The organism is Halobacillus naozhouensis (genome assembly GCF_029714185.1).
GTDB classification, from domain to species: Bacteria; Bacillota; Bacilli; order Bacillales; family Halobacillaceae; genus Halobacillus_A; species Halobacillus_A naozhouensis.
This window is the reverse complement of sequence record NZ_CP121671.1, coordinates 2,305,329-2,331,638: the sequence shown is the minus strand read 5'-3', so window position 1 is coordinate 2,331,638 and position 26,310 is coordinate 2,305,329. Positions and strand designations below refer to the sequence as shown.

30 protein-coding genes are annotated in these 26,310 nt (G+C 41.6%); 25 read left to right on the top strand and 5 right to left on the bottom strand.

The annotated features are described in order from the left end of the window. Window positions 1-15: 15 nt before the first annotated feature. The 4 genes from P9989_RS12280 to P9989_RS12265 all read right to left on the bottom strand — a co-directional run bounded on the left by P9989_RS12280 (window position 16) and on the right by P9989_RS12265 (window position 4,101). On the bottom strand, window positions 16-654 hold the full coding sequence (locus tag P9989_RS12280) for a YczE/YyaS/YitT family protein (RefSeq protein ID WP_283075206.1): 639 nt from the start codon (window positions 652-654) through the stop codon (window positions 16-18). A 395-nt stretch (window positions 655-1,049) separates the two neighbouring features. Then, window positions 1,050-1,976, bottom strand: a complete 927-nt coding sequence (rnz, locus tag P9989_RS12275; RefSeq protein ID WP_283075205.1) for a ribonuclease Z — start codon at window positions 1,974-1,976, stop codon at window positions 1,050-1,052. A 74-nt stretch (window positions 1,977-2,050) separates the two neighbouring features. Then, window positions 2,051-3,073 carry an NADPH dehydrogenase NamA gene (gene namA / locus P9989_RS12270; RefSeq protein WP_283075204.1) on the bottom strand — a complete coding sequence of 341 codons (1,023 nt, stop codon included), beginning with the start codon at window positions 3,071-3,073 and terminating at the stop codon, window positions 2,051-2,053. Window positions 3,074-3,372: 299 nt separating this feature from the next. Next, a complete protein-coding gene (locus tag P9989_RS12265) occupies window positions 3,373-4,101 on the bottom strand; it encodes a glycerophosphodiester phosphodiesterase (RefSeq protein ID WP_283075203.1) in 729 nt (242 codons plus the stop codon). A gap of 93 nt (window positions 4,102-4,194) precedes the next feature. Here P9989_RS12265 and P9989_RS12260 point away from each other — a divergent pair, with 93 nt between their 5' ends. From P9989_RS12260 to P9989_RS21710, 5 genes are all read left to right on the top strand, one after another. Further along, on the top strand, window positions 4,195-5,811 hold the full coding sequence (locus tag P9989_RS12260; protein ID WP_283075202.1) for a M20/M25/M40 family metallo-hydrolase: 1,617 nt from the start codon (window positions 4,195-4,197) through the stop codon (window positions 5,809-5,811). A gap of 100 nt (window positions 5,812-5,911) precedes the next feature. Continuing rightward, window positions 5,912-6,877: an MBL fold metallo-hydrolase gene (locus P9989_RS12255; RefSeq protein WP_283075201.1), complete on the top strand. Its 966-nt coding sequence runs from the start codon at window positions 5,912-5,914 to the stop codon at window positions 6,875-6,877. Window positions 6,878-6,882: 5 nt separating this feature from the next. Then, the gene (locus P9989_RS12250; protein WP_283075200.1) at window positions 6,883-7,677 is read left to right on the top strand and encodes an SDR family NAD(P)-dependent oxidoreductase; all 795 of its coding nucleotides are present in this window, start codon (window positions 6,883-6,885) and stop codon (window positions 7,675-7,677) included. Window positions 7,678-7,801: 124 nt separating this feature from the next. Continuing rightward, window positions 7,802-8,140 (top strand): iron-sulfur cluster biosynthesis family protein, encoded by a 339-nt coding sequence (locus P9989_RS12245; RefSeq protein ID WP_283075199.1) that lies wholly within the window; start codon window positions 7,802-7,804, stop codon window positions 8,138-8,140. Continuing rightward, window positions 8,137-8,394, top strand: coding sequence for a hypothetical protein (locus P9989_RS21710; protein ID WP_428841940.1), 258 nt, complete (start codon window positions 8,137-8,139; stop codon window positions 8,392-8,394). Before P9989_RS12245 ends, P9989_RS21710 begins: the two co-directional genes overlap by 4 nt. 20 nt (window positions 8,395-8,414) lie before the next feature. On the opposite strand, the gene P9989_RS12235 is transcribed toward P9989_RS21710, so the two are convergent. Then, on the bottom strand, window positions 8,415-9,335 hold the full coding sequence (locus P9989_RS12235; RefSeq protein ID WP_283075197.1) for an aldo/keto reductase: 921 nt from the start codon (window positions 9,333-9,335) through the stop codon (window positions 8,415-8,417). Window positions 9,336-9,435: 100 nt separating this feature from the next. Between P9989_RS12235 and P9989_RS12230 the strand changes: the two genes are divergently transcribed. The 20 genes from P9989_RS12230 to lysA all read left to right on the top strand — a co-directional run bounded on the left by P9989_RS12230 (window position 9,436) and on the right by lysA (window position 26,115). Then, a complete protein-coding gene (locus tag P9989_RS12230; protein ID WP_283075196.1) occupies window positions 9,436-9,984 on the top strand; it encodes an NUDIX hydrolase in 549 nt (182 codons plus the stop codon). Further along, window positions 9,981-11,159 carry an endonuclease Q family protein gene (locus P9989_RS12225; protein ID WP_283075195.1) on the top strand — a complete coding sequence of 393 codons (1,179 nt, stop codon included), beginning with the start codon at window positions 9,981-9,983 and terminating at the stop codon, window positions 11,157-11,159. Before P9989_RS12230 ends, P9989_RS12225 begins: the two co-directional genes overlap by 4 nt. Before the next feature lie 88 nt (window positions 11,160-11,247). After that, the gene (spoIIM, locus tag P9989_RS12220; RefSeq protein ID WP_283075194.1) at window positions 11,248-11,868 is read left to right on the top strand and encodes a stage II sporulation protein M; all 621 of its coding nucleotides are present in this window, start codon (window positions 11,248-11,250) and stop codon (window positions 11,866-11,868) included. Between the two features lie 113 nt (window positions 11,869-11,981). Then, window positions 11,982-12,446, top strand: coding sequence for a ferric iron uptake transcriptional regulator (fur, locus tag P9989_RS12215; protein WP_283075193.1), 465 nt, complete (start codon window positions 11,982-11,984; stop codon window positions 12,444-12,446). 238 nt (window positions 12,447-12,684) lie between these two features. After that, entirely contained in the window at window positions 12,685-12,903 is a 219-nt protein-coding gene (locus P9989_RS12210; RefSeq protein ID WP_283075192.1) for a YqzK family protein, read from the top strand. A gap of 4 nt (window positions 12,904-12,907) precedes the next feature. Continuing rightward, a complete protein-coding gene (xerD, locus tag P9989_RS12205) occupies window positions 12,908-13,795 on the top strand; it encodes a site-specific tyrosine recombinase XerD (RefSeq protein WP_283075191.1) in 888 nt (295 codons plus the stop codon). Between the two features lie 98 nt (window positions 13,796-13,893). Next, window positions 13,894-15,072 (top strand): phosphopentomutase, encoded by a 1,179-nt coding sequence (gene deoB, locus P9989_RS12200; RefSeq protein ID WP_283075190.1) that lies wholly within the window; start codon window positions 13,894-13,896, stop codon window positions 15,070-15,072. A 13-nt stretch (window positions 15,073-15,085) separates the two neighbouring features. Continuing rightward, window positions 15,086-15,904, top strand: coding sequence for a purine-nucleoside phosphorylase (locus P9989_RS12195; protein WP_283075189.1), 819 nt, complete (start codon window positions 15,086-15,088; stop codon window positions 15,902-15,904). 16 nt (window positions 15,905-15,920) lie between these two features. Further along, window positions 15,921-17,222: a pyrimidine-nucleoside phosphorylase gene (locus tag P9989_RS12190; protein ID WP_283075188.1), complete on the top strand. Its 1,302-nt coding sequence runs from the start codon at window positions 15,921-15,923 to the stop codon at window positions 17,220-17,222. A 126-nt stretch (window positions 17,223-17,348) separates the two neighbouring features. Then, window positions 17,349-18,521, top strand: a complete 1,173-nt coding sequence (locus tag P9989_RS12185; RefSeq protein ID WP_283075187.1) for a D-alanyl-D-alanine carboxypeptidase family protein — start codon at window positions 17,349-17,351, stop codon at window positions 18,519-18,521. A 92-nt stretch (window positions 18,522-18,613) separates the two neighbouring features. Continuing rightward, window positions 18,614-18,967 carry an anti-sigma F factor antagonist gene (gene spoIIAA / locus P9989_RS12180; RefSeq protein ID WP_163526285.1) on the top strand — a complete coding sequence of 118 codons (354 nt, stop codon included), beginning with the start codon at window positions 18,614-18,616 and terminating at the stop codon, window positions 18,965-18,967. Then, the gene (gene spoIIAB, locus P9989_RS12175; protein ID WP_283075186.1) at window positions 18,964-19,404 is read left to right on the top strand and encodes an anti-sigma F factor; all 441 of its coding nucleotides are present in this window, start codon (window positions 18,964-18,966) and stop codon (window positions 19,402-19,404) included. The genes spoIIAA and spoIIAB overlap by 4 nt, the downstream gene beginning before the upstream one ends. Window positions 19,405-19,414: 10 nt before the next feature. Then, on the top strand, window positions 19,415-20,158 hold the full coding sequence (gene sigF / locus P9989_RS12170) for an RNA polymerase sporulation sigma factor SigF (RefSeq protein WP_283075185.1): 744 nt from the start codon (window positions 19,415-19,417) through the stop codon (window positions 20,156-20,158). Between the two features lie 139 nt (window positions 20,159-20,297). Next, window positions 20,298-20,915: a stage V sporulation protein AA gene (locus P9989_RS12165; RefSeq protein WP_283075184.1), complete on the top strand. Its 618-nt coding sequence runs from the start codon at window positions 20,298-20,300 to the stop codon at window positions 20,913-20,915. Next, window positions 20,902-21,312 carry a stage V sporulation protein AB gene (locus P9989_RS12160; protein WP_283075183.1) on the top strand — a complete coding sequence of 137 codons (411 nt, stop codon included), beginning with the start codon at window positions 20,902-20,904 and terminating at the stop codon, window positions 21,310-21,312. Before P9989_RS12165 ends, P9989_RS12160 begins: the two co-directional genes overlap by 14 nt. A 14-nt stretch (window positions 21,313-21,326) precedes the next feature. Further along, complete coding sequence (gene spoVAC / locus P9989_RS12155) at window positions 21,327-21,779, top strand: stage V sporulation protein AC (RefSeq protein WP_283075182.1); 453 nt, start codon at window positions 21,327-21,329, stop codon at window positions 21,777-21,779. 12 nt (window positions 21,780-21,791) lie between these two features. Then, window positions 21,792-22,802: a stage V sporulation protein AD gene (gene spoVAD / locus P9989_RS12150; RefSeq protein WP_283075181.1), complete on the top strand. Its 1,011-nt coding sequence runs from the start codon at window positions 21,792-21,794 to the stop codon at window positions 22,800-22,802. After that, the gene (spoVAE, locus tag P9989_RS12145; RefSeq protein ID WP_283075180.1) at window positions 22,802-23,152 is read left to right on the top strand and encodes a stage V sporulation protein AE; all 351 of its coding nucleotides are present in this window, start codon (window positions 22,802-22,804) and stop codon (window positions 23,150-23,152) included. The genes spoVAD and spoVAE overlap by 1 nt, the downstream gene beginning before the upstream one ends. A 22-nt stretch (window positions 23,153-23,174) precedes the next feature. Further along, the gene (locus P9989_RS12140) at window positions 23,175-24,647 is read left to right on the top strand and encodes a spore germination protein (RefSeq protein WP_283075179.1); all 1,473 of its coding nucleotides are present in this window, start codon (window positions 23,175-23,177) and stop codon (window positions 24,645-24,647) included. 157 nt (window positions 24,648-24,804) lie between these two features. Beyond that, on the top strand, window positions 24,805-26,115 hold the full coding sequence (gene lysA / locus P9989_RS12135) for a diaminopimelate decarboxylase (protein WP_283075178.1): 1,311 nt from the start codon (window positions 24,805-24,807) through the stop codon (window positions 26,113-26,115). The last annotated feature ends 195 nt before the right edge of the window (window positions 26,116-26,310 follow it).

The following is a 26,310-nucleotide window of genomic DNA, read 5'->3' as shown; positions in this document are numbered from 1 at the left end:
AAGAAGCATGCGCAATTACGCATGCTTCTTCGTATATCTGTAACGATTTGCTAGAAATTGATCTGCCCGTGAAACGTAAGGAGTAAACAGATGAATTAGTACCCCACTTAAAAAAGTAATAATGATGGTCCCTACTCCGATAGCTCCATTAAACAAGGCTGCGAGCAAGACGAGGACTATACTGATGGCTGCACGTGAAACGGAAACGTTCCAGCCCGTCAAATTTCTGACTACAAGCATAGAGCGGTCGAATGGGTTAGGTGCAAAATCAGCTTGTAAATTGATCGCTATTCCTAATGCACTGGTAACAACGCCAATACCTAAACAAGTGGCTTTAGTCAGCAAAGTTTCCGGCACCGCCCATCCATCTATAGCAAAAAGCCAGGCATCTATTGAGACCCCAGTCATTAGAGAAGTGAGCAAAGCCAAATATTCAGGACGGCGTTTTTCTGCCAGGGCATTGAACAAGATCATAGTGAGGCCGACAACAATTTCCCAGCTGCCCACGGTCAGTCCAAATGTTCGAAATAAGCCAACGAGCAAAGCGTCAAAAGGAGAGGTACCTAATCTTGATTGTATAGTTAAGGCGATCCCAAAAGTTAATATAATAATTCCCAAAAAGTAAAATGTCATTCTTCGTATAGTGGCATGCATGAAGCTGACCTCCTTTCGAAATCACGTCTTGTGGTTCGTTTTTACGATCAAACAAAAAACACGACTCCCAAGAAATTAAACTCCCAGGTTCGCCGTATTTTTCTCATTAACCTTACAATTTTTTAAAGCTTTCAACCCGAATTGTGAGCTAGGGTACCAACTCGGGTTAAATTTAGTCGTTTGTTAACCTGATCAATTACTTATACTAGTGTATCAAATGTTTTGACAGGAAGAATAGAGCCAAATATCTTGTTTTCCATAACCGCACCATTCCAACAGATCTGGGCGAGAATGACGGGTGGCAGAGAAAGGTGAATAGGCTTTATACTCTAACTTGCTCAAATTATGAGCTAACGCTTTTAGCGTCGGGGGGTTCTAAGGTTGTTACCATGCCCCTAATCAAATTGCCCTATTGCATGCTGATATAAATCATAGGCAATGGTTGTCCTTGGGAAAATAGCCCTTGCTTCCTGCTCGAGTTGTTTAATAGCTGAACCGTGGTACCTGGAGGAAATATGATTTAAGATCAGCTCCCCAACACCAGCTTTCTTTGCTAGTGTCGCTGCTTGTCTGACCGTGGAATGAAAATAATCATAAGCCATTGTCTCCTCTTCACTTGCAAAAGTAGCCTCATGAACGAGGGTATCTACTCCGCGCAGCTGTTCACTTAACTCGGGTATGTACCTTGTATCACCTAAAATGGCAATTTTCCGCCCTCTTTTAGGTGGACCTATTACATCCTCACGATGGATAATTTGTCCACTTTCTAAAGTTGTAACCTCATTTTCTTTAATCTTCTGGTAAACCGGACCCGGTTGGATGCCAAGTTTTTTAAGCTTGTCAGGCAACAGCTCTCCTAGTTTATCTTTCTCTTTAATGAGATAACCATAGCTTTCTAAACCATGATCAAGCTTGATCGCATGGACGGTAAACTTCTCATCCTCAAAAAGGATCCCTTCCGATACCTCGATTACCCGCAAGTCGTAACGCAAGCGGGTCCCACTAACCCTTAAACTGACATCTATATATTCTTTTAGCCCTTTGGGACCATATACCGTAACGAGAGTTTGTCCACCTTGAAAGGAGCGGCTGCTTAATAATCCGGGAAGCCCATATACGTGATCGCCGTGCAAATGTGTAATAAATATCGTTTCAATACGACGTGGCCGAATTGATGTATGTAAGATCTGATGCTGGGTTGCTTCCCCGCAATCAAAGACCCATATCGTCCCACGTTCTTCAAGCATCCTTAACACTAATGACGACACATTTCGGTTTTTTGAAGGAACGCCTGAACCTGTTCCAAGAAAAAACAATTCCATATAGTAGACCTCCTTTCCATCTAATCATACCATCTGATTTTAACGGACACACCCATTTAATTAAAAAGGAAGGGTCAGCCGCCTGTCCAAGCTCTTGTGTACTGCAGCGGACCTTTTAAATCAAAACCGAGTTCGTCAGCAGCCTGTTTTGGCCAATATGGATTTCTAAGAAGGGCACGGGCAAGGAAAATCAGGTCAGCACGATTATTTTGCAAAATTTCCTCCGCTTGGTTTCCTGAAGTGATCAACCCAACGGCGCCAGTAGCTATTTCTGCACCTTCCTTAATTTGTTGAGCGTAACTAACTTGATAACCTGGGTATGGCTCAATCGCAGCAGGAACCACTCCGCCAGAACTTACATCGATCAGGTGAACGCCTTGCTGCTTCATTTGATCCGCAAAATAAATAACATCATCCATTGAATTACCAGCTTTATGGTATTCATTTCCTGAGACACGGACAAATATCGGTCCATTCCATACTTCGTTTATTGCTTTAAGTACTTCTTTTAGAAAACGATAACGATTATCAGGAGTTCCTCCATACTCATCATTCCTTAGATTAGTTAACGGAGATAAGAACTGATTAATTAAGTAACCATGAGCACCATGAAGCTCAATTACATCAAAGCCTGCCTGTTCTGCACGTGAAGCCGCTTTTTGAAAGGATATAACGGTATTTTGAATATCAGTTTTATTCATTTCCTGCGGTTCTTTTAAAGAGGCATTAAAGGCAACAGGACTCGGTGCAAAGGATTCCTTTACATTTGCTTTTCTGCCTGCATGAGCGAGTTGGATCCCAATCTTAGCATCATGACGATGGACTGCCTCTGTGATTGATTTCAAACCATCTATTTGATCATCTTCCCAAATTCCTAAATCTTGATAAGAGATTCTGCCTTCAGGCTGCACTGCTGTAGCTTCAGTCATAATCAAACCAACCTGACCAGCTGCCCGGCTCTCATAGTGAGCAAGGTGGAATGGTTGAACCTTTCCATCTTCATTATTAGAGGAATACATACACATAGAAGACATGACTATTCTATTTTTCAGGGTAAGATTTTTGATCGTATAGGGTGAAAATAGTTTATGTTTCATTTTGTTACTCCTTCATAATGAACTTAAAAACTCTTTTTTAATCTTTCACCTTTAAAGAGGTATTAGTACCTTAGGCGAAAAACGGAAACTTTTAACAAAGCATTGCATATTAACAAAATACCAAAAGAAAGGCGGGCAGGCCACTAATTTGAACTAAGTAGAAGGGTGTAAAACGGGGAGGAGAGCTTATTAAGAAGTGAGTGAAAACAAAAAGCCGATAAACAGACCATCCTATTTATCGGAGTTGTTGCAGATCTTTTTAATTAAACTCTTTTCCCAGGTATGGAATGATATGGCTACTATTTGGATTCAAATAAATCACGTTGTTCTACAGCTTCGTGGGGAACATCTGTAAATATACCGTCACATCCAAGTTTGAAGCATTTTGTCATCCAACTTGGGCGATTTACTGTATAAATGCGAAGCGGCATTCGGTGATGGTGACATTGTTTCACGAGAGCTTTATCAAGCATGCGGTATTTTACATGAAGAGAAGAAGCTCCATGGTCATAGGCATACTTTGGGAGGTGCTTTCTTTTGATCGAGGTTAGGAATGCTGTTTGTACATTTGAATCGATGGCTGTTATTTTTTCAACACTTGCTACATTGAAGCTGGAAATTACAGTGCGATCTAACATTTGATGATAATTTAGCTGATCGTACACGATGGCCTCAATATTATTGTAATGTATCACATTCGTTTTTAACTCAACATTTAATTGCATAGACCGGTTTTTAAACCAGCGTAAAAAATAATCAAGTGTTACAATAGAACAATCAGAAAATTTAGAAGAGAACCAGCTGCCAGCATCTAATAGCCTTAATTGATCATATGTATAATCTTGCACGAAGCCTGTCCCATTGGTAGTACGACGGACATTTTCATCATGAATCAGAACTGGAATATTATCTTTAGTCAGCTGAACATCAATCTCAAGTCCGTCTGCTCCGGATTCACTGGCTAAATCATAAGCCGGCATTGTATTTTCAGGAGCAAGCTTGCTTGCTCCTCTATGAGCATAAATCATGGTCCTGGTCATAGGCAGTCACCTCTTCGAATAGTTACGTTTGATTGTGGTTTATTCTTTTAGAAAAGTCAATGATAAAAGGAGCATCAGTATATGAACAAATGGCAGACGAAGCAGCAATTAACCGATCTTCTTTGTTCCTTGGTGGAGTACCCGAGTATCACAGGTACGAAAGCCGAAATCGCAATTTTTGAATACTTATATTATATTTTAGAAGATCATGATTATTATCAAAATAACCCATCCCATCTCTCCCTTCACCCATTGGATGATGGACGTCAGCTTCTGACAGCGTTAGTCAAAAAAGGGAATGCCAAAAAAACGATTGTCCTGCTTTCCCACGCTGACGTTGTATCCGTTCAGGACTATGGTTCATGGGAAAACCTTGCTTTTTACCCGAAGGAGCTGACCCAGGAGTTTCGAAAAGTATTCGATGAGCTGCCTGAAGATGCCGCGAGTGATTTACAAACCGGTGATTGGCTGTTCGGTCGAGGAACGATGGATATGAAAGCAGGACTTGTCGTTCACTTATCATTACTCGAAAAGGCGATGAATGGTGAATTTGATGGCAATTTGCTGCTTTTGGCTGTACCAGATGAAGAAGTGAACTCCAAAGGAATGCTGACAGCTCTCCCTGTCCTTGAGAAAATGAAACAGGAAGAGGATCTGGAGTATAAGACGACCATTAATGGTGAACCCATGTTTAGTAAGTATCCTGGTGATTCATCCTATTATCTTTACACAGGCTCTATTGGGAAATTGCTCCCGGGTTTTTTATGCTATGGAAAAGAAACTCATGCCGGGGAGCCGTTCGGAGGGCTGAATGCCAATCTGATGATCAGTTATTTGGCAAAGGAATTGGAATTAAACGAAGCGTTTATAGAGGAAGTGAATGGAGAGAGAACGCCGCCTCCAATCAGTTTAATGCAACGGGATCTCAAAGAGGAGTATTCTGTTCAGACGCCTCAGGCCGCGGTGACGATGTACAATGTTCTTTATATGAAGCAGACCATTAGTGAACTGAATGATAAATTACTTCAAGCTGCTGAACGGGCAAAGAAAAATATTATTGCTCATTATGATAAACAGGCTTCTTTTTATTTGCAGTCGTCACAGACCTCGTCGTTTGATCCGTCCATCCATATTTTCACGTACGATCAGTTGTATAACGAAGCAGTTCATCGTCATGGGAAATCAGAGGTGGAACGGCGGCAGAATTTATTAATCAAGCAACGTGATAAAGGAGATCGTGATTTTTCTACGTTACTTGTGCAGCAACTAGCCTCTTTGTGTAAGGACATTACTCCTATGATGGTCCTGTTTTACAGTCCGCCTTTTTATCCAGCGGTGTCCTCTCATGAGGATCCACTTATTCAAGAGGCTGCTAAACAGGCTATCACTTTTGCAGAAAAAGAGTTTGACGTAGTTGTTTCTGAACAGGAGTATTTTCCTGGCCTGTCTGATCTAAGTTTCATTGGTCCTGCTTCTCAGCAATCCCCTATAGAGGAACTGCTGAGACAAATGCCAATTCAAGGGAAGGGATTTAATTTACCATCGAATGTCATGGAATCGTTGACCATGCCCATTATAAACATTGGTCCACTAGGTAAGGATGCCCATCAATGGACAGAACGATTAGAACTCACGTACAGTTTTGACAAGCTTCCTAAAATTGTAACCGAGACCCTTCACTATTTTTTTCGCTCTTAGTCTTACAGGGGAATAATGAAGGTGCGTCATTGTGGGATATATCATGCTACAATAAAAGAAGAAATAAATGAATGGTGATTCATTTTATGGAGGATGATTTATGAAAACCCTGAAAGATACAATTCATAAACTTACATTGCCGACCCCATACGCAGTCGGTGATGTTCATACTTATCTGCTAGCTGGTGAGGCACTCACACTTGTGGATGCAGGAGTGAAAACAGACGAGGCCTGGGAGGCATTACAGACACAACTAAAGCAGTTAGGCTATAGCCCAAAGGATATTGAGCAAGTTATACTGACACATCATCATCCTGATCACATGGGGCTTATTGAGTATCTTTCTCGGGTGCAGAATGTGGCGGCCCATCCTAAGGTTCGGCCGTGGCTGGAAAGAGAGGAAGCGTTCTTCGTAAGGTATGAAGAGTTCTTTGAAGAAATGTATGTGGAATCTGGTGTGCCTTCACAGTATTTCAGTTTTCTTAAGGGACTGCGCAAGCCTTTGGAGCTGAGCTCAAAAGGTATTTTGACACAAGAATTATACGAAGGAGAACGCTTGCCAGGGCATGAGGATTGGAAGGTGATTGAAACTCCTGGTCATGCTCAATCGCACCTGTCATTCGTAAGAGAAGCTGATGGTGCATTACTGGGAGGCGATCATGTACTTGGCCATATTTCATCCAATCCATTGCTCGAGCCTTCTTACATAGAAGGGGAGGAGCGCCCAAGGCCATTGTTGCAATATAGGGAATCGATGGAAAAGATAGCTGATTATCACGTTAATACTGTGTATCCAGGGCACGGCAAGTCTTTTGACAAAGTTATGGATCTTATTCACAGACGTTTAAGAAAGCAGGTTGAACGTGCTCATGCAGTGCTAGAGATGATTCAAGCAAAACCTCTATGTGCCTATGAAGTTTGTGCACAACTGTTTCCCAAACAAATAGACAGCCAATTTGGATTGACCATGTCAGAGACGCTCGGTCAATTAGATTACTTAGAACAACAGCAACTCGTTCAAACAGCTATTCAAGGTAGACAAAAAATATATTATGTAAACAGGTGATAGTTATGAAAAGACATTTATCAGGGAGAAAAATTTTAATTACAGGAGCGTCCAGCGGAATCGGAATGTATTTAGCTATCCACGTGGCAAGGAGAGGAGGTATCCCTATTCTCGCTGCACGATCGGTAGACAGGTTAAGAATTATTTCACAGCATGTCCAGCAGGAGTTTGAGGTGCCTTGCTACTGGTATGAAGCGGACTTATCTAATGATGCCGACTGGAAGGATGTAATTGATCGGATTTGTTTCGAACACGGTCCAATAGATGCCCTTATTAATAATGCAGGAATGGCCGTATTTGATTATGTTTCTGAGGCAAAATGGCAGGATATTGACAGGATGCTTGCTGTAAATGTGAAGTCACTTATTCGAACGACTCATCAGCTCTTACCTCATTTTTTAAATCAAAAACAAGGTCATGTTGTAAATATTGCTTCCCAGGCCGGAAAGATTGCTACTCCTAGATCATCTGTCTATTCAGCTTCTAAACACGCAGTAATTGGATTTACAAATGCACTGCGAATGGAAGTTGAAAAAGACGGAGTTTATGTGACATCGGTAAATCTCGGTCCTGTTCGAACAAATTTTTTTAAGTCAGCAGATCCTTCAGGAGGTTACGAGAAAGCCGTTGAGAACGTGATGCTCGATCCTAATAAAGTAGCCCTTTCTGTCGTAAAACACTTATTTACGAAGCGGAGGGAAATTAATTTGCCAGCCTGGATGGATTCAGGCAGTAAGGCTTACCAATTAGCTCCGGGGCTGGTGGAACGTGGCCTTAAACGACAATTTAGTAAAAAGTAATTTATTTATTACTGCCCGTAGTTACAGCTTGATCGCAGTAGGTCAACAATGGTGGCGCTAAAGCAAATCGGTTGCATACCCTCTACCGTTTTTCTTATGATAAAGGCGAATGGGAGGAATAAAAGTGAAGTTAACGATAACGAATGCTGCAAATGAGCAGCTTAATCTGTTACAAGATGAAAATCATTCTTTCCTGAGATTGTTTTATGATACGGAGGGGTTAGGCTGCGGGGTAAACGGACAGCCAACCATCAGGTTAACGGATACCATGTTTAAAGATAGCGATAAAGCGGTTGAGAATGAAAAATTCAATGTAATTATTGACCGACAGCAGTCTACGTTTTTTAAACCTGAGATGAAATTGGATTTCACAAGCAAAGGCTTCTTCCGTTTAAGCAGCCCTGAAGGAGTATTGAATCCGATAATCCCAACCGGTACGATCAAAAACGAGGTGCCGTTATGAGTGAGAAAAAAAACCAGCCAGATTCAGTTAGCGAGCATCTTAATCAGGACGTGCTTGATAAGCTCCGAGCTAAAAATCAGCGCTCAAACATGTTGAAGAGGAAAAACAGGAGCAAGACCGACTGCGGAGAATGGAGGAAAGGAAAAGAAAAGAAGCGAACAAAAGCTTCGAACAACTTCTCAATGAAAGTAACCTCGATTGGAAAAAGTTTAAAAAATAAACGCCCATCCTTAAATGGTGGGCGTTTATTGTGATTAAAGGTACATATTTCAATTTAACGATGATTTTGATAGGTAATAGGCTTTGTCAAACCGTGAATGGCCTCGTACAATTGTTCAGTGAGTGGCACAGCATCAAGGTAGTTCAGGTTGTCGTTCAACTGCTCCAAGGAACTTGCGCCAAATACAGCCGTGGCGACGGCCGGGTGGTATAGAATGTACTCCAGGGCGAGAGCGGAAGATGGACGCTTAACATCCGCCATCTGCTGCCATTTCTCTGTAATTGTGAGTACTTCCTCTTGGCTGTAATCTAGAAAGCCGTCTTTAGCTTTCTGTTGGGCCACTTCTACTCCTTTAGAGGAAAGTATGCCTTTCGCTAGCGGACCTCGTGCTAATACACTAATCTGATTATCTTTTAACAGATCGAGAATCCCTTCTTCAGGCCTTCTGTCTAAGGCGTTATACTGCATCATGACGCTGACGATGTTCGATTTCTCTACATACTCACGGATGACATTTGGTCGAATGGAAGAAATACCGTATTCACGAATCAGCCCTTCTTGTTTTAACTCTTCAAACGCTTCAATCGTTTCATCAATTGGGTCATCGATGGTTCCGCCGTGAAGCTGGTACAGATCAATATAATCTGTTTTTAACCGTTGCAAACTATCTTTGACGGCTGTTTTTATATGGGCTTTTGATGGGTCCCACGACCAGCCTTCTTCTCCTCGCTTGAAATTATTTCCGACTTTTGTTCCAACGAGCAAGTCTTCCCTGCGGCCTTGAATGGCGTCACCTATAATTTCTTCATTCATGCCGAAGTCATAAAGGTCAGCTGTATCTATATAATTGACCCCTGCTTCCAAAGCCCGGTCTATAATGGATTTCGCTTGTCGTTTATCCTTCCCAAAGGACATACCGCCTAAGCTGATTTCTGAAACATATAAATTGGATGCTCCTAACTGACGTTTATTCATATATTATCTTCCTTTCAATAATGTAATGAAGTAGTTTTGCTGAGTATATTTACCTCTATGTTAAACTAACATAAAGATAGTAGAGAGGATGACTAAGTCTTTGAGTAAATTTGAAGAAAAAACAAATCATACAGAAATTATTTATAAAGGTAAGATTATTCAGTTGCAAGTTGATACAGTTACTTTACCCGATGGACAAACATCCAAACGGGAGTTAATCAAACATCCAGGGGCTGTAGCTATTATAGCTTTGACGGATGAGGGGAAAATTGTGTTTGTGGAGCAATACCGTAAAGCCCTGGAAAAAAGTATTTTAGAAATCCCCGCAGGGAAACTTGAGAGTGGGGAAAAGCCAGAAGTAACCGCCTTACGAGAATTAGAGGAAGAAACAGGTTACACGACAGATCGACTTAACTTAATTACCTCTTTCTATACTTCACCTGGATTTGCAGATGAGCTTGTACATCTCTATTATACAGATCAATTGAAGCCGCTTAAAGAAGCAGCCTCTTTAGATGAGGATGAGTTTGTTGAAATGCAGGAACTAACACTAGAGGAAGCGGAACAGCTTGCAAGTATGCACCGAATCCATGATGCGAAGACAGCTTATGCATTACTCTATTTAAGCTTGAAAGGAAATGCTAAATGAGCTTACAAAAATGTTTTGCCGACCTCCATGTCCATGTAGGTAGTGATTGGAACGGAAATCCAGTAAAAATTACCGGATCAAAATCATTGACAATCACAGCTATCCTAGAAGAAGCCAGTCGAAGGAAAGGGCTGGATATTGTGGGCGTGATCGATGCCCATGTTCCGGCTGTCCAGGAGGAACTCACTCATCTGATAAGCGAGGGCCGGGCGGAAGAACTTGAAGATGGCGGGATTCGTTTTGAAGAAACTGTGTTGGTTCTCGGTTCCGAAGTTGAAATTTATGATGCTGCCTGCAGTGGTCCGGTTCACGTGCTTTGTTATTTTCCATCTCTTGTGAAAATGAAGGCATTTACAGAGTGGTTGTCCTATAAGATGACAAATATTAATTTAAGTTCACAGCGATTCTACGGGACAGGGCGGGAACTGCAAGAATATGTTCATTCTCAAGGAGGCTGGTTCATTCCCGCTCATGTATTCACTCCGTTTAAGAGTATGTATGGCAAAGGGGTAAAGAAAAGTTTGAAGGAAGTCTTTCATCCTGATCTTATTGATGGAGTTGAACTGGGTCTGAGTTCCGATTCCAACATGGCAGACCGAATTGAAGAACTTCATGACTATCCTTTTGTTACAAATTCAGATGCCCATTCGGCGATTAGACTGGCACGCGAATATCAGCTCGTTGAGGTAGGGGCCTCCTCTTTTTCAGAATTTGGCAAAGCACTACACCAGTCCGGTGGCAGAGGAATTAGAAAAAATTTTGGCATGAACCCTAAATTGGGCAAATATCACAGGACAGTTTGCGCTGCCTGCTTTCATCCCGGTTCTCCTGCTGACCATGTTTGTGAAGCATGTGGATCGAGAAAGATGGTGAAAGGCGTAGCTGATCGAATTGAAGAATTGAGCGGTGGGACTAGTGATGCTCCAGCTCGTCCTGAATATATTTATCAAGTTCCTTTGGATTATCTTCCAGGAGTTGGCAAGAAGACTTATGGGAGAATACTGGATGCCTTCGGGACCGAAATGACTATCATTCATAAAACAAGTTTCGAGGAAATGATAGAGGTCATACCCCGGCATGTAGCAGCTTCAATCATCGCAATGAGAACAGGTGAACTGACTATAGTAGAAGGGGGAGGAGGCGTGTACGGAAAAGTACAGCCAAAACTCTCGTAAACCTGGTCTACTTTTCATCCTTTCATCATAGATTAATCATAGATCGTTTATGAGAAAGGATGAAGAATCCATGCGACAGGGCGCAAAAATGGTAAGAAAAGATGTTAATAATCATATGAGTATATTCGTGTTTATTTTCGTTCTATTCATTATGGGTATGATCTTTGGTGCTGTAATTGTTAACAGTATGAATTTTGTCCAAAAACAGGACTTATTCTTTTATCTAAAGCAATTTTTTGAGCAAATGATAGGGACAGAAGGACAATCCAAAACGACACTGCTAAGAGACAGTATCCTCTATCATATTAAATATATGCTGTTACTTTTTTTGCTTGGGATTTCTATCGTTGGCATGCCGATCATTACAGTGCTTTTGTTTATTAAAGGTCTTGTCGTTGGGTTTTCTGTAGGGTTTCTCGTCAATCAAATGGGTTGGTATGGATTACTGCTCTCCTCAGCTTCCATTGCTCCGCAAAATTTATTGGTTATTCCTGTCTATTTAACAGCAGGGGCCCTGGCGCTGATTTTTTCACTAACATTGTGCAAGCAATTGTTTATCCGTCGGGTCCATCAACCGATAATCCAGGCGTTCGCACGCTATAGTGCCATGTTTGGTGTACTTTTAGTAATCTTAATGGGGGCTTCGATTGTGGAAGTATTTATTGCTAATCCCATTCTTGAAGTAGTGGTAAAATGGATTTACAACTAATAAGCAACCTTATTTATAATGATTATCATTAACACTTTATAATTATTTTAATTTGACACTCGTTCTGTCTCTGCTTATAATGAAAATGGAATTACGAGGGAGGGACGAACGAGATGGAGCATCGCATTGAACGCATAAAGAAGCAATTGCATTCCCAAAGTTATAAATTGACACCACAACGTGAGGCCACGGTGAGAGTGCTTCTAGAAAATGAAGAAGACCATTTAAGTGCCGAAGACGTTTACCTCCTCGTAAAAGAGAAAGCGCCTGAGATTGGTCTTGCTACGGTATATCGTACCCTAGAATTGCTTTCTGAGCTTAAAGTTGTGGATAAAATAAACTTTGGTGACGGGGTATCACGCTATGATCTTCGTAAAGAAGGGGCTGAGCATTTTCATCATCATCTCGTCTGTATTGAATGTGGATCCGTAGAGGAAATTGAGGAGGATCTATTAGGTGATGTAGAGAAGCTGATAGAGGGACAATGGAATTTCCAAGTTAAAGACCATCGCCTGACTTTTCATGGGATTTGTCGTGTCTGTCAAAAAGCAGCCATTCCAGCAAACAGTTCTTCGTAAATGAATGAAATTCAATCCAATGAAGCCGCTATGAATCTATCTTTATAGCGGTTTCACCTATTTGTTTGGATATACAAGGATTGCGGGTTTATTGAACAGGGCAGGGTGCTGTTCCTGTACCTTTTCTATTTACAATTAAATGAAAATCATGTACGTTTGAAGTATAGATGGGAATCTTATGTATATTTGAATTGATTTTAGGCATACCCTGTTATAAAGGACATTAAGGGGGTTAATTATGTCTAAAATCAAACGCAGTCTTCAGGACTTAATAAAGGTCCTTATCGTTTTTACTGTATGTACCTGTGTTTTTTACGCAGCCATACGAATGATACATCAAGAGTATGAGCGGCAGCATCGTTATGACCCGCCTGATGGTTCAGCTGTCAAAGTTGTCAGTCCACTAGATTCAGAATGGACGGATCGTCTTTCAATTTTCTTTCGACTAGGGGAGTAAGAGCATGAAGTTTGCTTTGGAGGATTTCTATCACTTTTTAACCGTAGAACGAGGTTTATCGCCAAATACTATCCAGTCTTATCAACGGGATTTACAACAATATCAAAACTTTTTACAAACGAAGGAAAGCATAAGTGATTGGGATTATGTTTCTCGTGCTCACATTATGAAATACCTGTATGAATTAAATGATAAGGGCCGTTCGGCTGCTACATTAGCCCGTCTGCTTTCTTCGATTCGCCTTTTTCATCAGTTCCTGGTTAGGGAAAAAGTGTCTAATCAAGATCCGAGTTTACATATAGAGACACCGAAGAAGGAACGCAGGCTGCCGAAAGTTCTCTCTTCTGAGGATGTCGAAAAGCTTTTAAATATAAGATCAAATGATCCGCTCTCAGCCCGGAATAAGGCAATGCTTGAAATGCTTTATGCAACAGGATTGCGTGTCACCGAGCTGATCACGTTAAAAGTAAGCGACCTGCATTTAACTATGGGGTTTGTTCGTTGCATGGGAAAAGGATCTAAGGAGAGAATTATTCCGCTTGGCGATCTCGCCAAAGAAGCTGTAGAAAGATACTTGAATGGTTCGCGAGGGAAATTGGTAAAACACAAAAAGGTTGAGGAGTTGTTTGTCAACCATCACGGGAATCCGTTGTCAAGGCAGGGTTTTTGGAAAATATTGAAAGCGGTTGCTGTTGAAGCGGGAATCAATAAAGAGATCACTCCGCACACCTTACGCCATTCCTTTGCTACTCATTTGTTAGAAAACGGGGCAGATTTACGCGCAGTTCAGGAAATGCTTGGACATGCCGATATTTCCACGACTCAAATTTATACACACGTAACCAAATCACGGCTTAAAGATGTTTATCGCTCGTTTCATCCACGAGCGTAATCATTTTTTTCTTTCAAGTTGTCTGACATCCTACATCTTCTTTTCAGGATATAGTTTTGAACAGAGTAGAGACAATATATTTTAGGAGGTATAACAAAATGAAATCATTTAAAAGGGTATTTTTGATTGTGATGGATTCAGTTGGTATTGGAGAAGCACCTGACGCTGACAAATTCAACGATAAAGGGGCCCATACTCTTGGGCACATTGCCGGACATATGAACGGATTGACGATGCCGAATATGGAGAAACTGGGGCTTGGTAACATTGCACCGGTTCATGGAATTAAACAAGTGGAGGACTCTTCCGCACACTATACGACTATGGTGGAAGCCTCACACGGTAAAGACACGATGACTGGCCATTGGGAGATTATGGGGCTATACATCGATCAGCCTTTTCGTACTTTTCCAGACGGATTTCCTGATGAATTGCTCCAAAAGATCAAGACAAAAACAGGACGCGGGATCGTGGGGAATAAACCAGCTTCAGGCACCGAGATTATCAAAGAACTAGGGGAGCACCATATGGATACAGGAGATCTAATCGCTTACACATCTGCTGATTCTGTTCTGCAAATTGCAGCCCATGAAGATGTAGTTCCTTTAGAAGAGCTCTATGAAATTTGCGAGTATGCTCGTGAATTGACGAAGGCTGAAGAATATATGGTAGGGCGAGTGATCGCACGACCATTCACCGGTAAACCTGGAGATTTTGAAAGAACGTCAAATCGTCATGATTATGCTTTAAAACCATTTGGAAGAACCGTTATGAATGAGATGGCTGACGCTGATTTAGATGTTATTGCATTGGGTAAAATTTCTGATATTTATGATGGAGAAGGTGTCACAGAGGCGATTCGCACGAAACATAACATGGACGGCATGGACCAGTTGGTTGCATCTATGGACCAGGACTTTACTGGTTTAAACTTTTTGAACCTCGTGGATTTCGATGCGAAGTTTGGCCATCGTCGTGACCCTCAAGGCTATGGCGAAGCACTTGAGGCCTACGATGCACGGCTGCCGGAAGTGCTCGATAGGCTTAATGATGAAGACTTATTAATTATTACAGCCGATCATGGTAATGATCCAATTCATCATGGCACCGACCACACGAGAGAACTAGTACCATTGCTTGTCTATCACAATGGCATAAACAAGGGGAATGAACTTGAACAACGCGAGACGTTTGCTGATATCGGTGCTACGATCGCAGAAAACTTTTCAGTTGAAATGCCGAAGTACGGAAAAAGTTTCTTAAAAAATATTCAGTAGAGGAGATTCGAATATGAGACAACAAAGTCAAGAAGCAGCAGCATTTATCCAGGAGAAAGTAGAGGTTGAGCCGACAGTAGGACTGATCTTAGGCTCAGGCTTAGGCGTACTTGCCGATGAAATAGAAAATCCTGTCATGATCCAATATAAAGAGATCCCGCATTTCCCAGAATCAACCGTGTCCGGTCACAAAGGACAGCTAGTCATTGGCAAGCTTGAGGGCCGCCAAGTCATCGCCATGCAGGGGCGTTTTCATTATTATGAGGGCTATGACATGAAGCAAGTAACATTCCCGGTTCGCGTCATGAAGGAATTAGGAGTGGAAACGTTGTTTGTGACGAACGCTGCTGGAGGAGTGAATGAATCATTTGAGGCGGGTAATCTTATGGTCATCACCGATCACATCAACAACATGGGAGACAACCCTTTAATGGGTGTGAATGATGAAGAACTAGGCCCTCGTTTTCCTGACATGTCCGAAGCTTACGACCGTGCATTAATTCATCATGCTGAACAAAGTGCTGAACGGCTTAGTTTGAACATTCAAAAAGGAGTTTACGTGGGAAATACCGGGCCTGCTTACGAAACAGCGGCTGAAGTACGGATGATTCGTACTCTTGGAGGGGACGCAGTTGGTATGTCAACCGTCCCGGAAGTTATTGTAGCGAATCATATGGGTATCCGTGTTCTTGGAATCTCCTGTATCTCAAATATGGCTGCAGGGATCTTAGATCAGCCTCTAACACATGATGAAGTAATTGAAACAACTGGCAAAGTAAGAGAGGACTTTCTTGGGTTTGTAAAAGATTTACTTAAAACATTACCAGCATAAAATAGGGGTGGACAATATGAGAATGTACGACATCATTGTGAAAAAAAGAGACGGTGGAGAGTTAACGAAGCAGGAGATTGATTATTTTATTGATGGCTACACAAAAGGTGACATTCCTGACTATCAGGCGGCTGCTTTTACGATGGCCATTTATTTTCAAGGGATGACACAAGCGGAGACCGCCACCTTAACTCAGGCAATGGTCAATTCCGGGGAAACCATTGACCTCTCAGCGATAAAGGGCCATAAGGTTGATAAACACTCTACTGGAGGTGTCGGTGATAAAGTGACATTTATTGTCGGCCCGCTCGTAGCCTCAGTAGGGGTGCCCGTAGCTAAAATGTCGGGGCGCGGGCTTGGTCACACAGGGGGGACCCTTGATAAATTGGAAGCCATTAAGGATCTCAAAATTGAAATGGAAAAGGAACAATTTATTAAAAACGTCAATGAACATAAGTTAGCTGTGGCTGGTCAAACAGGAAACCTTGCGCCTGCTGATAAAAAGTTATATGCGCTCAGAGACGTTATAGGCACTGTTGATTCATTGCCCCTCATTGCCGGCTCAATCATGAGTAAAAAGTTGGCTTCCGGGGCAGACAGCATTGTGCTCGACGTAAAAACAGGCAGTGGTGCGTTTATGAAAACTCTTGAAGACTCTGAATCACTTGCTCGTGAAATGGTGAATATCGGTAACAGTCTCGGCAGAAATACGGTTGCTGTAATCAGTGATATGAACCAGCCGCTTGGATTCGAAGTGGGGAATGCCAACGAAATCAGAGAAGCTGCTGAAATCCTGCAAGGTAAAAAGGTAGAAGATTTAAGAAATCTGTCACTGGAACTGGCTTCACATATGACGGTTCTCGCTGAAATTTTCGCAAGTTACGAAGAGGCGTACGAGACACTTGAACAGAATCTTGAAAATGGTAAAGCATTTGAGGCCTTTAGAAGCTTTATTGAAGCCCAAAATGGTGATCTGTCCATGGTGGATGACTTAACAAACCTGCCAACTTCCTCGCACCATATTGAAGTGACGGCAGATCAGGATGGGTATATCGCTGAAATTGATGCAGAGTCTATAGGTGTAGCAGCCATGTATCTGGGGGCTGGACGGTCTACAAAGGACGATTTGATCAATCACGGTGTCGGAATTACACTCAAGAAAAAAATAGGTGACGCAATAAAGGCGGGCGAAACATTAGTCGTACTTCATAGTGATGATGAGAACCCCGATTCCTCCATCGAAAAAGTTAAACAAGCCTATATAATCTCGAATGAAAAAGTAGAAGCTCCTCGATTGATTCATAAAGTTATTAAATAAGGACATTAAGTTTCATGTAAGAACTCTGACCATGGCGTCGGGGTTCTTTTTTTACGTCTGAATATCCGTATAGAAGTGTTCATACAGGGAAATATAGGAACACTTACAGAAGAAGGTGGGAAACATATGAAACGATTACTCAGCTTACTAATAGCGATCACTGTTTTAGGAGTGATGTATACTCCAACCTACGCAAAGGCAGAGGAAACAGCTGAAGAGCTGGTAAATTCGGCGCCATCCGCTATCTTGATGGAGAAAAACAGTGGAATGACGTTATACGAAAAGCAGGCAGATAAAAAACTGCCGCCAGCCAGTATGACTAAAATTATGACCCTCCTCCTGATCATGGAGGAGCTTGAGAAAAGTAATATTTCATTAGATGAAAAAGTGAGGGTCAGTGAAAACGCAGCATCGATGGGAGGATCTCAAATATTTCTTGAAGCAGGGGAAGAGATGACTGTTAAGGACCTGATTAAGGGAATTGCCATTGCTTCGGGGAACGATGCAAGTGTGGCTATGGCTGAACGAATTGCCGGCAGTGAAAAAGCTTTCGTCAAATTAATGAATGAAAAGGCTAAAAGTCTAGGGCTGAAGAACACGCACTTTGAAAATCCAACAGGTCTTCCCGCGAAAGGACATTACAGTACGGCAAGAGACATGGCGGTGATGGCACGAGAATTATTATTACATGAGGATATTACGGAATATACGAGCACGTATGAAGACTATTTACGTAAAGGTCAGGAGAATGAATTTTGGCTCGTGAATACTAACAAACTTATTAAATCATATCCTGGCGTGGATGGTTTAAAAACGGGTTATACGGATAAGGCAAAATACTGTCTTACTGCTTCTGCGAAGAAAGGTGATCTTCATATGATTGCCGTTGTAATGGGAGCAGAAACTCCAAAGAAACGTAATGCTGATGTAACTAGCATGCTCGATTACGGATTCAGTCAGTATGAGGGAGTTCAACTTTTTTCAAAAAATGATGTGCTTCATTCACTGAAAACTACGAGAGGGACACCGAAAGTCCTGCCTTTAGCCCCTGAAAAAGATGTTGTCGTCCTAAAGAAAAAGAATCAGCCAAAAGGAAAATATAAGGCAACTCTTAAGGTGCGTAAATCACTTGATCTTCCAGTCAAGAAAGGGGATCACTTTGGATGGATTGTGATTACAAATAATGGGCAGGAAGTAACAAAAGTCCGATTAGAGGCCACAAAACCGGTCAAGCGCGCAAATATATTAGAGTTATTCGAACGATCCTTTAGAAATTTGACGAGTTTTCAGAAGTTTTAGCGATATGCCACTAGTATTGTTTTGGAGAAGGAAAATGCAATTAAATCTGCGAAAGACTTAAGTGACTCTAAAAGATAGAGGAGGAAGAGAACTTGAGTCTTCATGTAGATTTTGCTGTAAAAGAGAATGTGCTGCTCGTCAGGTTAGCCGGAGAATTAGATCACCACGAAGCGACAAGTCTTCGTGAAGAATGGCAGGCCCAGCTTGCTCAGAATAACGTAGGAAATGTAATCGTTAATTTAGAAAAATTATCGTTTATGGACAGTTCTGGACTGGGCGTCATGCTTGGACGATATAAAGAAATTCAGGCTGCAGGCAGTGAAATGGTGATTTGTTCTATCTCGCCAGAAGTTCGCAGGTTATTTGATCTATCCGGAATGTTTAAAATTGTTAAATTGGTTGACAATGAAGATTTTGCGTTGCAGATGCTGGGGGTGGCGTCATGAAAAATCATATGAAAATCGAGTTTTTAAGTGTCAGCCAAAACGAAGCCCTTGCGCGGATTTCCGTAGCTTCTTTTATTAGTCAAATGAATCCAACCATGGATGAACTCACTGATATTAAAACGGTAGTATCAGAAGCTGTAACAAATGCGATTATTCATGGCTATGAAGATAAGCCTGATCAAACGGTACTTCTTGAGTGTGCTATGGAAGATGAGCAAATCGAAATTATCATTAAGGATAATGGGATCGGGATGGCCGATATCGAACAAGCCCGGGAACCTCTCTTTACATCGAAACCTGAGTGGGAGCGTTCCGGCATGGGATTTACCATTATGGAGAATTTCATGGATAAGGTGGAGATCAAATCAGATGAAGGGGCAGGCACGACAATCCGGATGGTAAAGCAGCTCACGTCAACTAGAGCACTGGCTAATTAGGGCGATGAGTATGAAAACAGATATTACTAAAGAGCGTCTATCCGATAAAGAAGTAAGGGAGTTAATAAAAAAGAGTCAAGCCGGAGATCAAGAGGCGAGGCATTATTTAGTTGAGCGTAATACGAGGCTTGTATGGTCGGTTGTTCAACGGTATTTAAAGCGAGGTTATGACCCCGATGATTTGTATCAAATTGGATGCATTGGCTTATTGAAGTCAGTTGATAAATTTGATCTTAGTTATGATGTGAAATTTTCAACGTATGCTGTTCCTATGATTATCGGTGAAATTCAGCGGTTTATTAGAGATGATGGCAGTGTGAAAGTAAGTCGAAGTCTAAAGGAAACATATCATAAAGTGCGTGGGAAAAAGGAAGAGTTATTGAAGGAGTTGGGGCGATCTCCTACAGTGAATGAGATAGCGGATTCCCTTGATCTTACTGCAGAGGATGTCGTTCAAGCAGAAGAAGCGGGCCGATCTCCCCAATCCATTTATGAAACGGTCTATGAAAGTGAAGGTGATCCGATCACACTAGTAGATCAGATAGCTGAAGAAGATTCCCACTGGTTCGAGCATTTAACGCTCCATGATATGATGAATAAACTGGAGAAACGGGAACGCTTAATTATTTATTTACGCTATTTCAAGGATCAGACCCAGAGTGAAGTAGCCGAAAGATTGGGTATATCCCAAGTCCAAGTTTCAAGGTTGGAGAAGAAAATCCTTGTGCATATGAAAGAAACCATGAATGAATGAACAAGTTTTGCCTATTTAACAGGAAAAACTCAATAAGTAAGGTGAAAAAGTTACGCACTCCTGCGTAGCTTTTTTTTGTATGTTTCTTTCCATTTCACACATACTAACAAAGAAATCTTTCAGGGGAGGCGTACAGCAAATGGCAACTCCTGTATATATTCGAATGAGGCAGTCTATCCGTGTTTCAACAAATCATGTAGTTCGTGTGAAAGATGTGGCAAAGGTGGCCGGTTCAAGCAGTTATAAACAAATCCTTGAGAATATGGCCATTTATAACATAGAGGAAAAGGATAAGAATATTGTCGTCATTGATGTTCATCCTTTAATCGAACTCATTTTACAACGGTTTCCACATATTGAACTTGAAATACTAGGACCAAATCAATGTGTTGTACATGTCGACAAGAAACAGGCGAAAAATCCTTCGCTAATCTTAATTTCTGCAATTTGGGTGCTTCTATTTATAGGAGCTGCCATGACGATTATGAACTTTCACTACGATGTCAGTATGGAGGCGGTTCAACAAAAGCTGCATTTCATGTTAACGGGTGAAAAGAAAGAGCATCCGCTGTGGATTCAGGTTCCTTATTCCATAGGGTTAGGCCTGGGGATGATTTTGTTTTTTAATCATTGGTTCCATAAAAAATTCAATGAGGAGCCTAATCCTATGGAAGTAGAAGTATTTAAATATCAGGAAGACTTAGATCACTATGTAGCCATTAATGAGAACAAGGTTGAGCAAGATGAGGATCATTGAGGCAATTATAGGTCTTGCGTCCGGTTTTGCGGTAGGAACAGGGTTTGTAGCCTTTCTGACCGTTTTAGGGGTAGTACCTCGTTTAATGCAGCTTAGTCGTTCTAAATCGAAAATTCGGTGGTACGAAGGAGCGATTCTGACAGGAGTCTTTTTCGGGATATACTTATCTTTTGGGGACCTTCCTATCAGTTTCCCTGTTATCGGGCTGATCATCTGGGGGCTGTTTCATGGAATATTTATTGGTTTGCTGGCTGCAGCGTTAACAGAGGTCATAAATGTGTTTCCCTTATTGTTTAAACGGATTGGAGTAGAAGTTTACTTGTTTCCCTTGCTTATGGCATTTGCCTTAGGTAAAATTGCTGGCTCGCTATTTCAATGGGTGATTTTTGTACGTTAAAAGGAGACGAAATTATGCAATCATTTGACGCTAAAAATTATAAGCAAAAAAGTAAGGATTATCAGCCGAAGCCTCCTTATTTTATGAATTGTTTAAAAGCTTTTATTGTGGGTGGGTTAATTTGTACTTTTGGACAGCTCTTATCCGAAATGTATATTTCCTGGTTCGGTTTCAGTGAAAAGGATGCGAGTAACCCTACAGTAGCCACCTTAATTCTTTTATCCTCTCTTGCAACAGGATTTGGGATATACGATCGTTTAGGACAATTTGCCGGTGCGGGTTCAGCTGTACCTATTACGGGGTTTGCGAATTCCATTACATCGGCTGCTTTAGAACACAAGAGTGAAGGCATTGTACTGGGGATTGCAACAAATCTTTTCAAGCTTGCAGGCTCTGTTATCGTCTTTGGGGTCGTGGCAGCTTACGTGTTAGGAATCATTCGTTATTTCTGGCATTTGCTATTTTAGGAGGAATGACTTGTGGGACAAGCAGGAAAACAAACATGGACATTTGCAAAACCTGTTTATATTCAATCAACAGGAACTGTAGTCGGGCCGCTTGAAGGGGCCGGTCCACTGAAAAACTTATTTGATTTTAGTTATGATGATTTGCATTGTGGCGAAGCAAACTGGGAACTCGCAGAACGAAAATTGATGTCAGAAGCAGTTCGTTATTGCCTGCAAAAAGCTGGAGTTGACCAAACCAGTATCGACCTTTTATTAACAGGAGATCTATTGAATCAAAACGTCACAGGGAACTATGTAGCGCGGCAGCTTGGAATTCCGTTACTTGGCATGTTTGGAGCATGCTCAACTTCAATGGAAACCCTCGCATTATCGGCAGCGCTGGTTGAATCTGGTTATGCTAAACAGGCGATTGCAGCAGTAAGTTCACATAATGCTACCGCAGAAAGGCAATACAGGTACCCAACTGAATATGGGGGTCAAAAGCCGAAAACAGCAACATTTACCGTGACTGGAAGTGGGGCTGCACTCGTGTCTACTCAGCCTTCCTCAATCCGTATTGAGGCAGCAACTATTGGGCGGGTTATGGATTATGGAACGAATGATCCTTTTGACCTCGGATCAGCGATGGCTCCTGCAGCATGGAGCACTATTAAAGTCCATTTAGAAGATATGGGACGTATGCCATCCGATTATGACGTGATTGCAACAGGTGACCTATCGAGTGTGGGAACACCTATTGTGCGAGATATGCTAAAGAATGATGGTTATGATGTGGATGAAGTTCATAATGATTGCGGGCTGATGGTTTACCATAGTGACCAGCCGGTTTTTAGCGGGGGGAGTGGTTGTGCTTGTTCCGCTGTCGTCACCTATTCGAAATTAATTGATGACTTAAAGCAAGGTAAGTATAAGCGAATCCTTATCGTTGCAACGGGCGCCTTAATGAACCCGATGATGATTCAACAAAAAGAAACAATTCCATGTATTGCTCACGGCGTTGTACTTACGAAGGAGGAAAACTGATGGAGTTTTTATGGGCTTTCGTCGTTGGAGGCGGAATATGTGTGATTGGCCAGCTGTTACTTGATGTTGCTAAATTAACTCCTGCCCATGTTATGTCCTCCTTCGTAGTGGCGGGGGCTGTGCTTGATGCCTTCGATCTGTACGATAACTTAATTCGGTTTGCAGGAGCTGGAGCTACTGTCCCCATCACGAGTTTTGGGCATTCCTTGCTGCACGGAGCAATGGATCAAGCAGATGAGCATGGTTTTATTGGAGTAGCCATTGGTATTTTTGAATTAACTTCAACAGGAATTGCAACAGCGATTTTATTTGGATTTTTAGTCGCTCTTGTTTTTAAACCTAAGGGGTAGAAGCAACGAAGGAGTTGAGACGATGTCAAAACCGGCAGAAAAAGAAACACCGATTGTGATGAAACTTGAACAAAACAGAAAGCTGATGAATGAACGGATCGGTGTCAACACCTCTTTTGATGTAGGCTTTAGAAGCATAACTATTCTAGGTCATGAAATTAATTTGTACTATGTAACAGGGTTATGTGATACATCGTATATCATTCAGATATTACGTCAGCTCAATGAACTTGACGATGAAAATACGGGGGAGGATGAAGCGTTTCAATCTATCCATGATGAATTAGTTCACCAACAGGTTGAACTTACTCAGTCAATTGAAAAATCGATCACCAGGGTACTCTCTGGATTGATCGTTATATTTGTAGAAGGCGCATCGGAAGCCTTTATCGTAGACGTGCGCTCTTACCCTGGACGTACCCCGACGGAGCCGGATACTGAAAAGGTTATTAGGGGCTCGCGAGATGGTTATACGGAAAATATTGTAGAAAATACGGCTCTAACTCGAAGAAGAATCAGAGATGAACGTTTGCGATTTGAAATGTTACAAGTGGGGGAGCGTTCAAAAACCGATATTTGTATAGCCTACATTAATGATATTGTCGATCCAGGCATGGTTCAGCTGATTAAAGAAGAAATGAAGAATATAGATACGGACGGTTTATCGATGGCTGATAAATCAGTCGAGGAATTTTTAGTCAGACAGGGATATAATCCTTTTCCACTAGTCCGTTATACTGAAAGGCCAGATGTGGCTTCTGCCCACTTATTTGAAGGGCATGTTTTAGTCATGGTGGACACGTCACCCAGTATGATCATTACACCTACCACATACTTTCATCATGTTCAACATGCAGAAGAATATCGTCAGTCGCCAATGGTAGGTTCATTTGTTAGATGGGTTCGTTTTATCGGGATCCTTTTTTCAGTCTTTTTATTGCCATTATGGATGTTATTTGTCGTAAATCCAGAACTTCTCCCAGAAAATTTGTCATTTATAGGACCAACTGAGGAATCCACGATTCCGATCATTATCCAGTTATTAATCGCTGACTTAGGCTTAGAAATGCTAAGGATAGCGGCGATCCACACACCGACACCTTTATCAACTGCTATGGGGTTAATAGCCGCTGTCTTAGTGGGACAAATAGCTATTGAAGTGGGGATGTTTGTTCCAGAAGTCATCTTATATATATCTTTAGCTGCCATTGGCTCTTATTCGACACCAAGTTACGAACTATCTGTAGCTAATAAAATGGTGCGTGTTGTTTTAGTTATTATTACAGGTATATTTGGATTGCCTGGATTCGTTGTAGGTTCTACCGCATACATTCTGCTGCTGGCGAGAACGAAATCCTTAAGCACCCCTTATTTATGGCCATTTCTGCCATTCAATGCGAAAGCGCTTATGCAAGTATTGATCCGTATGTCAGTGCCGCTATCTAAAATACGCCCAAGTATTGTCCATCCTCAAAATAATAGACGTAAAGGATAGGCCTATTATACATGGCGTAGTAGAAAGAGTAGCAGAGTGACCCAGTTTATTGCCAGCGTTCTAAAGTTGTGATAAATTAAAAATAATTTGAAAATGTTCCTTTTCCTTATAAAAGGAACATTTTCTTTTTATTAAGGGAGGAAAGGCGGAAAAGGCTATGAATCGGACAATCAATGGTGATGGACAACTAGTAATTGGGGGAATCCCAGCGCAAGAAATAGCGGAAGCCTATGGTACCCCTGTGTACGTATATGACGTTGAACGCATACGCGAAAATGCAAGGGCATTTGTTCAGACCTTTGAACAACAGAAAGTACCTGCACAGGTGGCCTATGCAAGCAAGGCATTTTCCTCCGTTGCTATGCTTCAGGTGGCGAAAGAAGAAGGATTAAGTTTGGACGTGGTTTCAGAAGGCGAACTCCATACTGCACTTAAAGCTGAGTTTCCGGTTGAAAAAATTCATATGCATGGCAATAATAAAAGCCTAGCTGAACTTCAAATGGCGGTTGACGCTAGAATTGGTTGTATTGTGGTTGATAACTTTTACGAAATTGCATTGCTGTCTGAACTGGTAGAACAAAATAATTCAACTATGGATGTGCTTCTGCGTGTAACACCAGGGATTGAAGCCCATACCCATGATTATATTTTAACAGGGCAAGAAGATTCAAAGTTCGGCTTTGATTTATCAAGCGGCCAGGCAGAGAAAGCTTTTTCGCTTCTTCATAATAATGAAAGACTTCATGTAAAAGGCCTTCATTGTCATATTGGTTCACAAATATTTGAAGCGAGTGGATTCACATTAGCCACGAGAAAGTTATTTACGACGATGAAAGAGTGGCGTAACAAGTTCCAATTTATTGCTGAAGTACTAAATCTGGGTGGTGGATTTGGTATTCGATATACAGAAGAGGATGATCCGCTATCACTCGATCAGTATGCCCTCGCCCTAATCAATGAAGTAAAACAGCAATCAGCAGATTCAGCTTATCCACTGCCTGAAATCTGGATTGAACCTGGACGAGCTATTGTCGGTGATGCAGGTCTTACACTCTATACGTTAGGGGCGATCAAAGAAATACCGGGTATTCGCACATATGTCTCTGTAGATGGAGGAATGACTGACAATATCAGGCCGGCACTCTACCAGGCAAAATACGATGCTGTGCTGGCTAACCGTATGAATGACAAGAGTTCTAAAGATTACGCGATTGCAGGAAAGTGCTGTGAATCAGGAGATATGCTATTATGGGATGTTGAGCTTCCAGAAGTAGAACATAATGACTTACTGGCTGTATTTAGCACAGGGGCTTACGGCTATTCCATGGCGAATAACTATAATCGTTTTGGAAAAGCAGCGGTTGTATTCGTTGAAAATGGAACGCATCAGTTAGTCGTGCGCAGGGAGAAGTTTGATGAAATCACAAGGCTCGATTTATCCTATACCAAGCAGAAGGAATTGAAATGAAACAAGAAATGGCAGTATATAAAGTAAGGGGAGGCAGCGTAGCCTTCCTATGTTCTGGCATAGGAAATTAAAAAAATATTTGCCTGCGGATAAGTTTACATGAAGGTAGCTACATCCATCACCAGCGCGCTTGCGCTTTTGTTCTTTGTCTATATGCGCAGTAAGTGATAGTATAAGGATTGATTAGCTTATAGA

Bases quoted from the DNA above. Each gene is read 5' to 3' on its own strand.
- P9989_RS12210 (WP_283075192.1), top strand. From the start codon at position 12,685: ATGTCTAAAATCAAACGCAGTCTTCAGGACTTAATAAAGGTCCTTATC.
- fur (WP_283075193.1), top strand. From the start codon at position 11,982: ATGGAGCATCGCATTGAACGCATAAAGAAGCAATTGCATTCCCAAAGT.
- P9989_RS12185 (WP_283075187.1), top strand. From the start codon at position 17,349: ATGAAACGATTACTCAGCTTACTAATAGCGATCACTGTTTTAGGAGTG.
- xerD (WP_283075191.1), top strand. From the start codon at position 12,908: ATGAAGTTTGCTTTGGAGGATTTCTATCACTTTTTAACCGTAGAACGA.
- P9989_RS12250 (WP_283075200.1), top strand. From the start codon at position 6,883: ATGAAAAGACATTTATCAGGGAGAAAAATTTTAATTACAGGAGCGTCC.
- P9989_RS12235 (WP_283075197.1), bottom strand. From the start codon at position 9,335: ATGAATAAACGTCAGTTAGGAGCATCCAATTTATATGTTTCAGAAATC.
- lysA (WP_283075178.1), top strand. From the start codon at position 24,805: ATGAATCGGACAATCAATGGTGATGGACAACTAGTAATTGGGGGAATC.
- P9989_RS12160 (WP_283075183.1), top strand. From the start codon at position 20,902: ATGAGGATCATTGAGGCAATTATAGGTCTTGCGTCCGGTTTTGCGGTA.
- spoIIAB (WP_283075186.1), top strand. From the start codon at position 18,964: ATGAAAAATCATATGAAAATCGAGTTTTTAAGTGTCAGCCAAAACGAA.
- P9989_RS21710 (WP_428841940.1), top strand. From the start codon at position 8,137: ATGAGTGAGAAAAAAAACCAGCCAGATTCAGTTAGCGAGCATCTTAAT.
- spoVAC (WP_283075182.1), top strand. From the start codon at position 21,327: ATGCAATCATTTGACGCTAAAAATTATAAGCAAAAAAGTAAGGATTAT.
- deoB (WP_283075190.1), top strand. From the start codon at position 13,894: ATGAAATCATTTAAAAGGGTATTTTTGATTGTGATGGATTCAGTTGGT.
- P9989_RS12165 (WP_283075184.1), top strand. From the start codon at position 20,298: ATGGCAACTCCTGTATATATTCGAATGAGGCAGTCTATCCGTGTTTCA.
- P9989_RS12255 (WP_283075201.1), top strand. From the start codon at position 5,912: ATGAAAACCCTGAAAGATACAATTCATAAACTTACATTGCCGACCCCA.
- sigF (WP_283075185.1), top strand. From the start codon at position 19,415: ATGAAAACAGATATTACTAAAGAGCGTCTATCCGATAAAGAAGTAAGG.
- P9989_RS12225 (WP_283075195.1), top strand. From the start codon at position 9,981: ATGAGCTTACAAAAATGTTTTGCCGACCTCCATGTCCATGTAGGTAGT.
- rnz (WP_283075205.1), bottom strand. From the start codon at position 1,976: ATGGAATTGTTTTTTCTTGGAACAGGTTCAGGCGTTCCTTCAAAAAAC.
- P9989_RS12280 (WP_283075206.1), bottom strand. From the start codon at position 654: ATGCATGCCACTATACGAAGAATGACATTTTACTTTTTGGGAATTATT.
- P9989_RS12265 (WP_283075203.1), bottom strand. From the start codon at position 4,101: ATGATTTATGCTCATAGAGGAGCAAGCAAGCTTGCTCCTGAAAATACA.
- P9989_RS12140 (WP_283075179.1), top strand. From the start codon at position 23,175: ATGTCAAAACCGGCAGAAAAAGAAACACCGATTGTGATGAAACTTGAA.
- P9989_RS12260 (WP_283075202.1), top strand. From the start codon at position 4,195: ATGAACAAATGGCAGACGAAGCAGCAATTAACCGATCTTCTTTGTTCC.
- namA (WP_283075204.1), bottom strand. From the start codon at position 3,073: ATGAAACATAAACTATTTTCACCCTATACGATCAAAAATCTTACCCTG.
- spoVAE (WP_283075180.1), top strand. From the start codon at position 22,802: ATGGAGTTTTTATGGGCTTTCGTCGTTGGAGGCGGAATATGTGTGATT.
- spoIIM (WP_283075194.1), top strand. From the start codon at position 11,248: ATGGTAAGAAAAGATGTTAATAATCATATGAGTATATTCGTGTTTATT.
- P9989_RS12190 (WP_283075188.1), top strand. From the start codon at position 15,921: ATGAGAATGTACGACATCATTGTGAAAAAAAGAGACGGTGGAGAGTTA.
- P9989_RS12195 (WP_283075189.1), top strand. From the start codon at position 15,086: ATGAGACAACAAAGTCAAGAAGCAGCAGCATTTATCCAGGAGAAAGTA.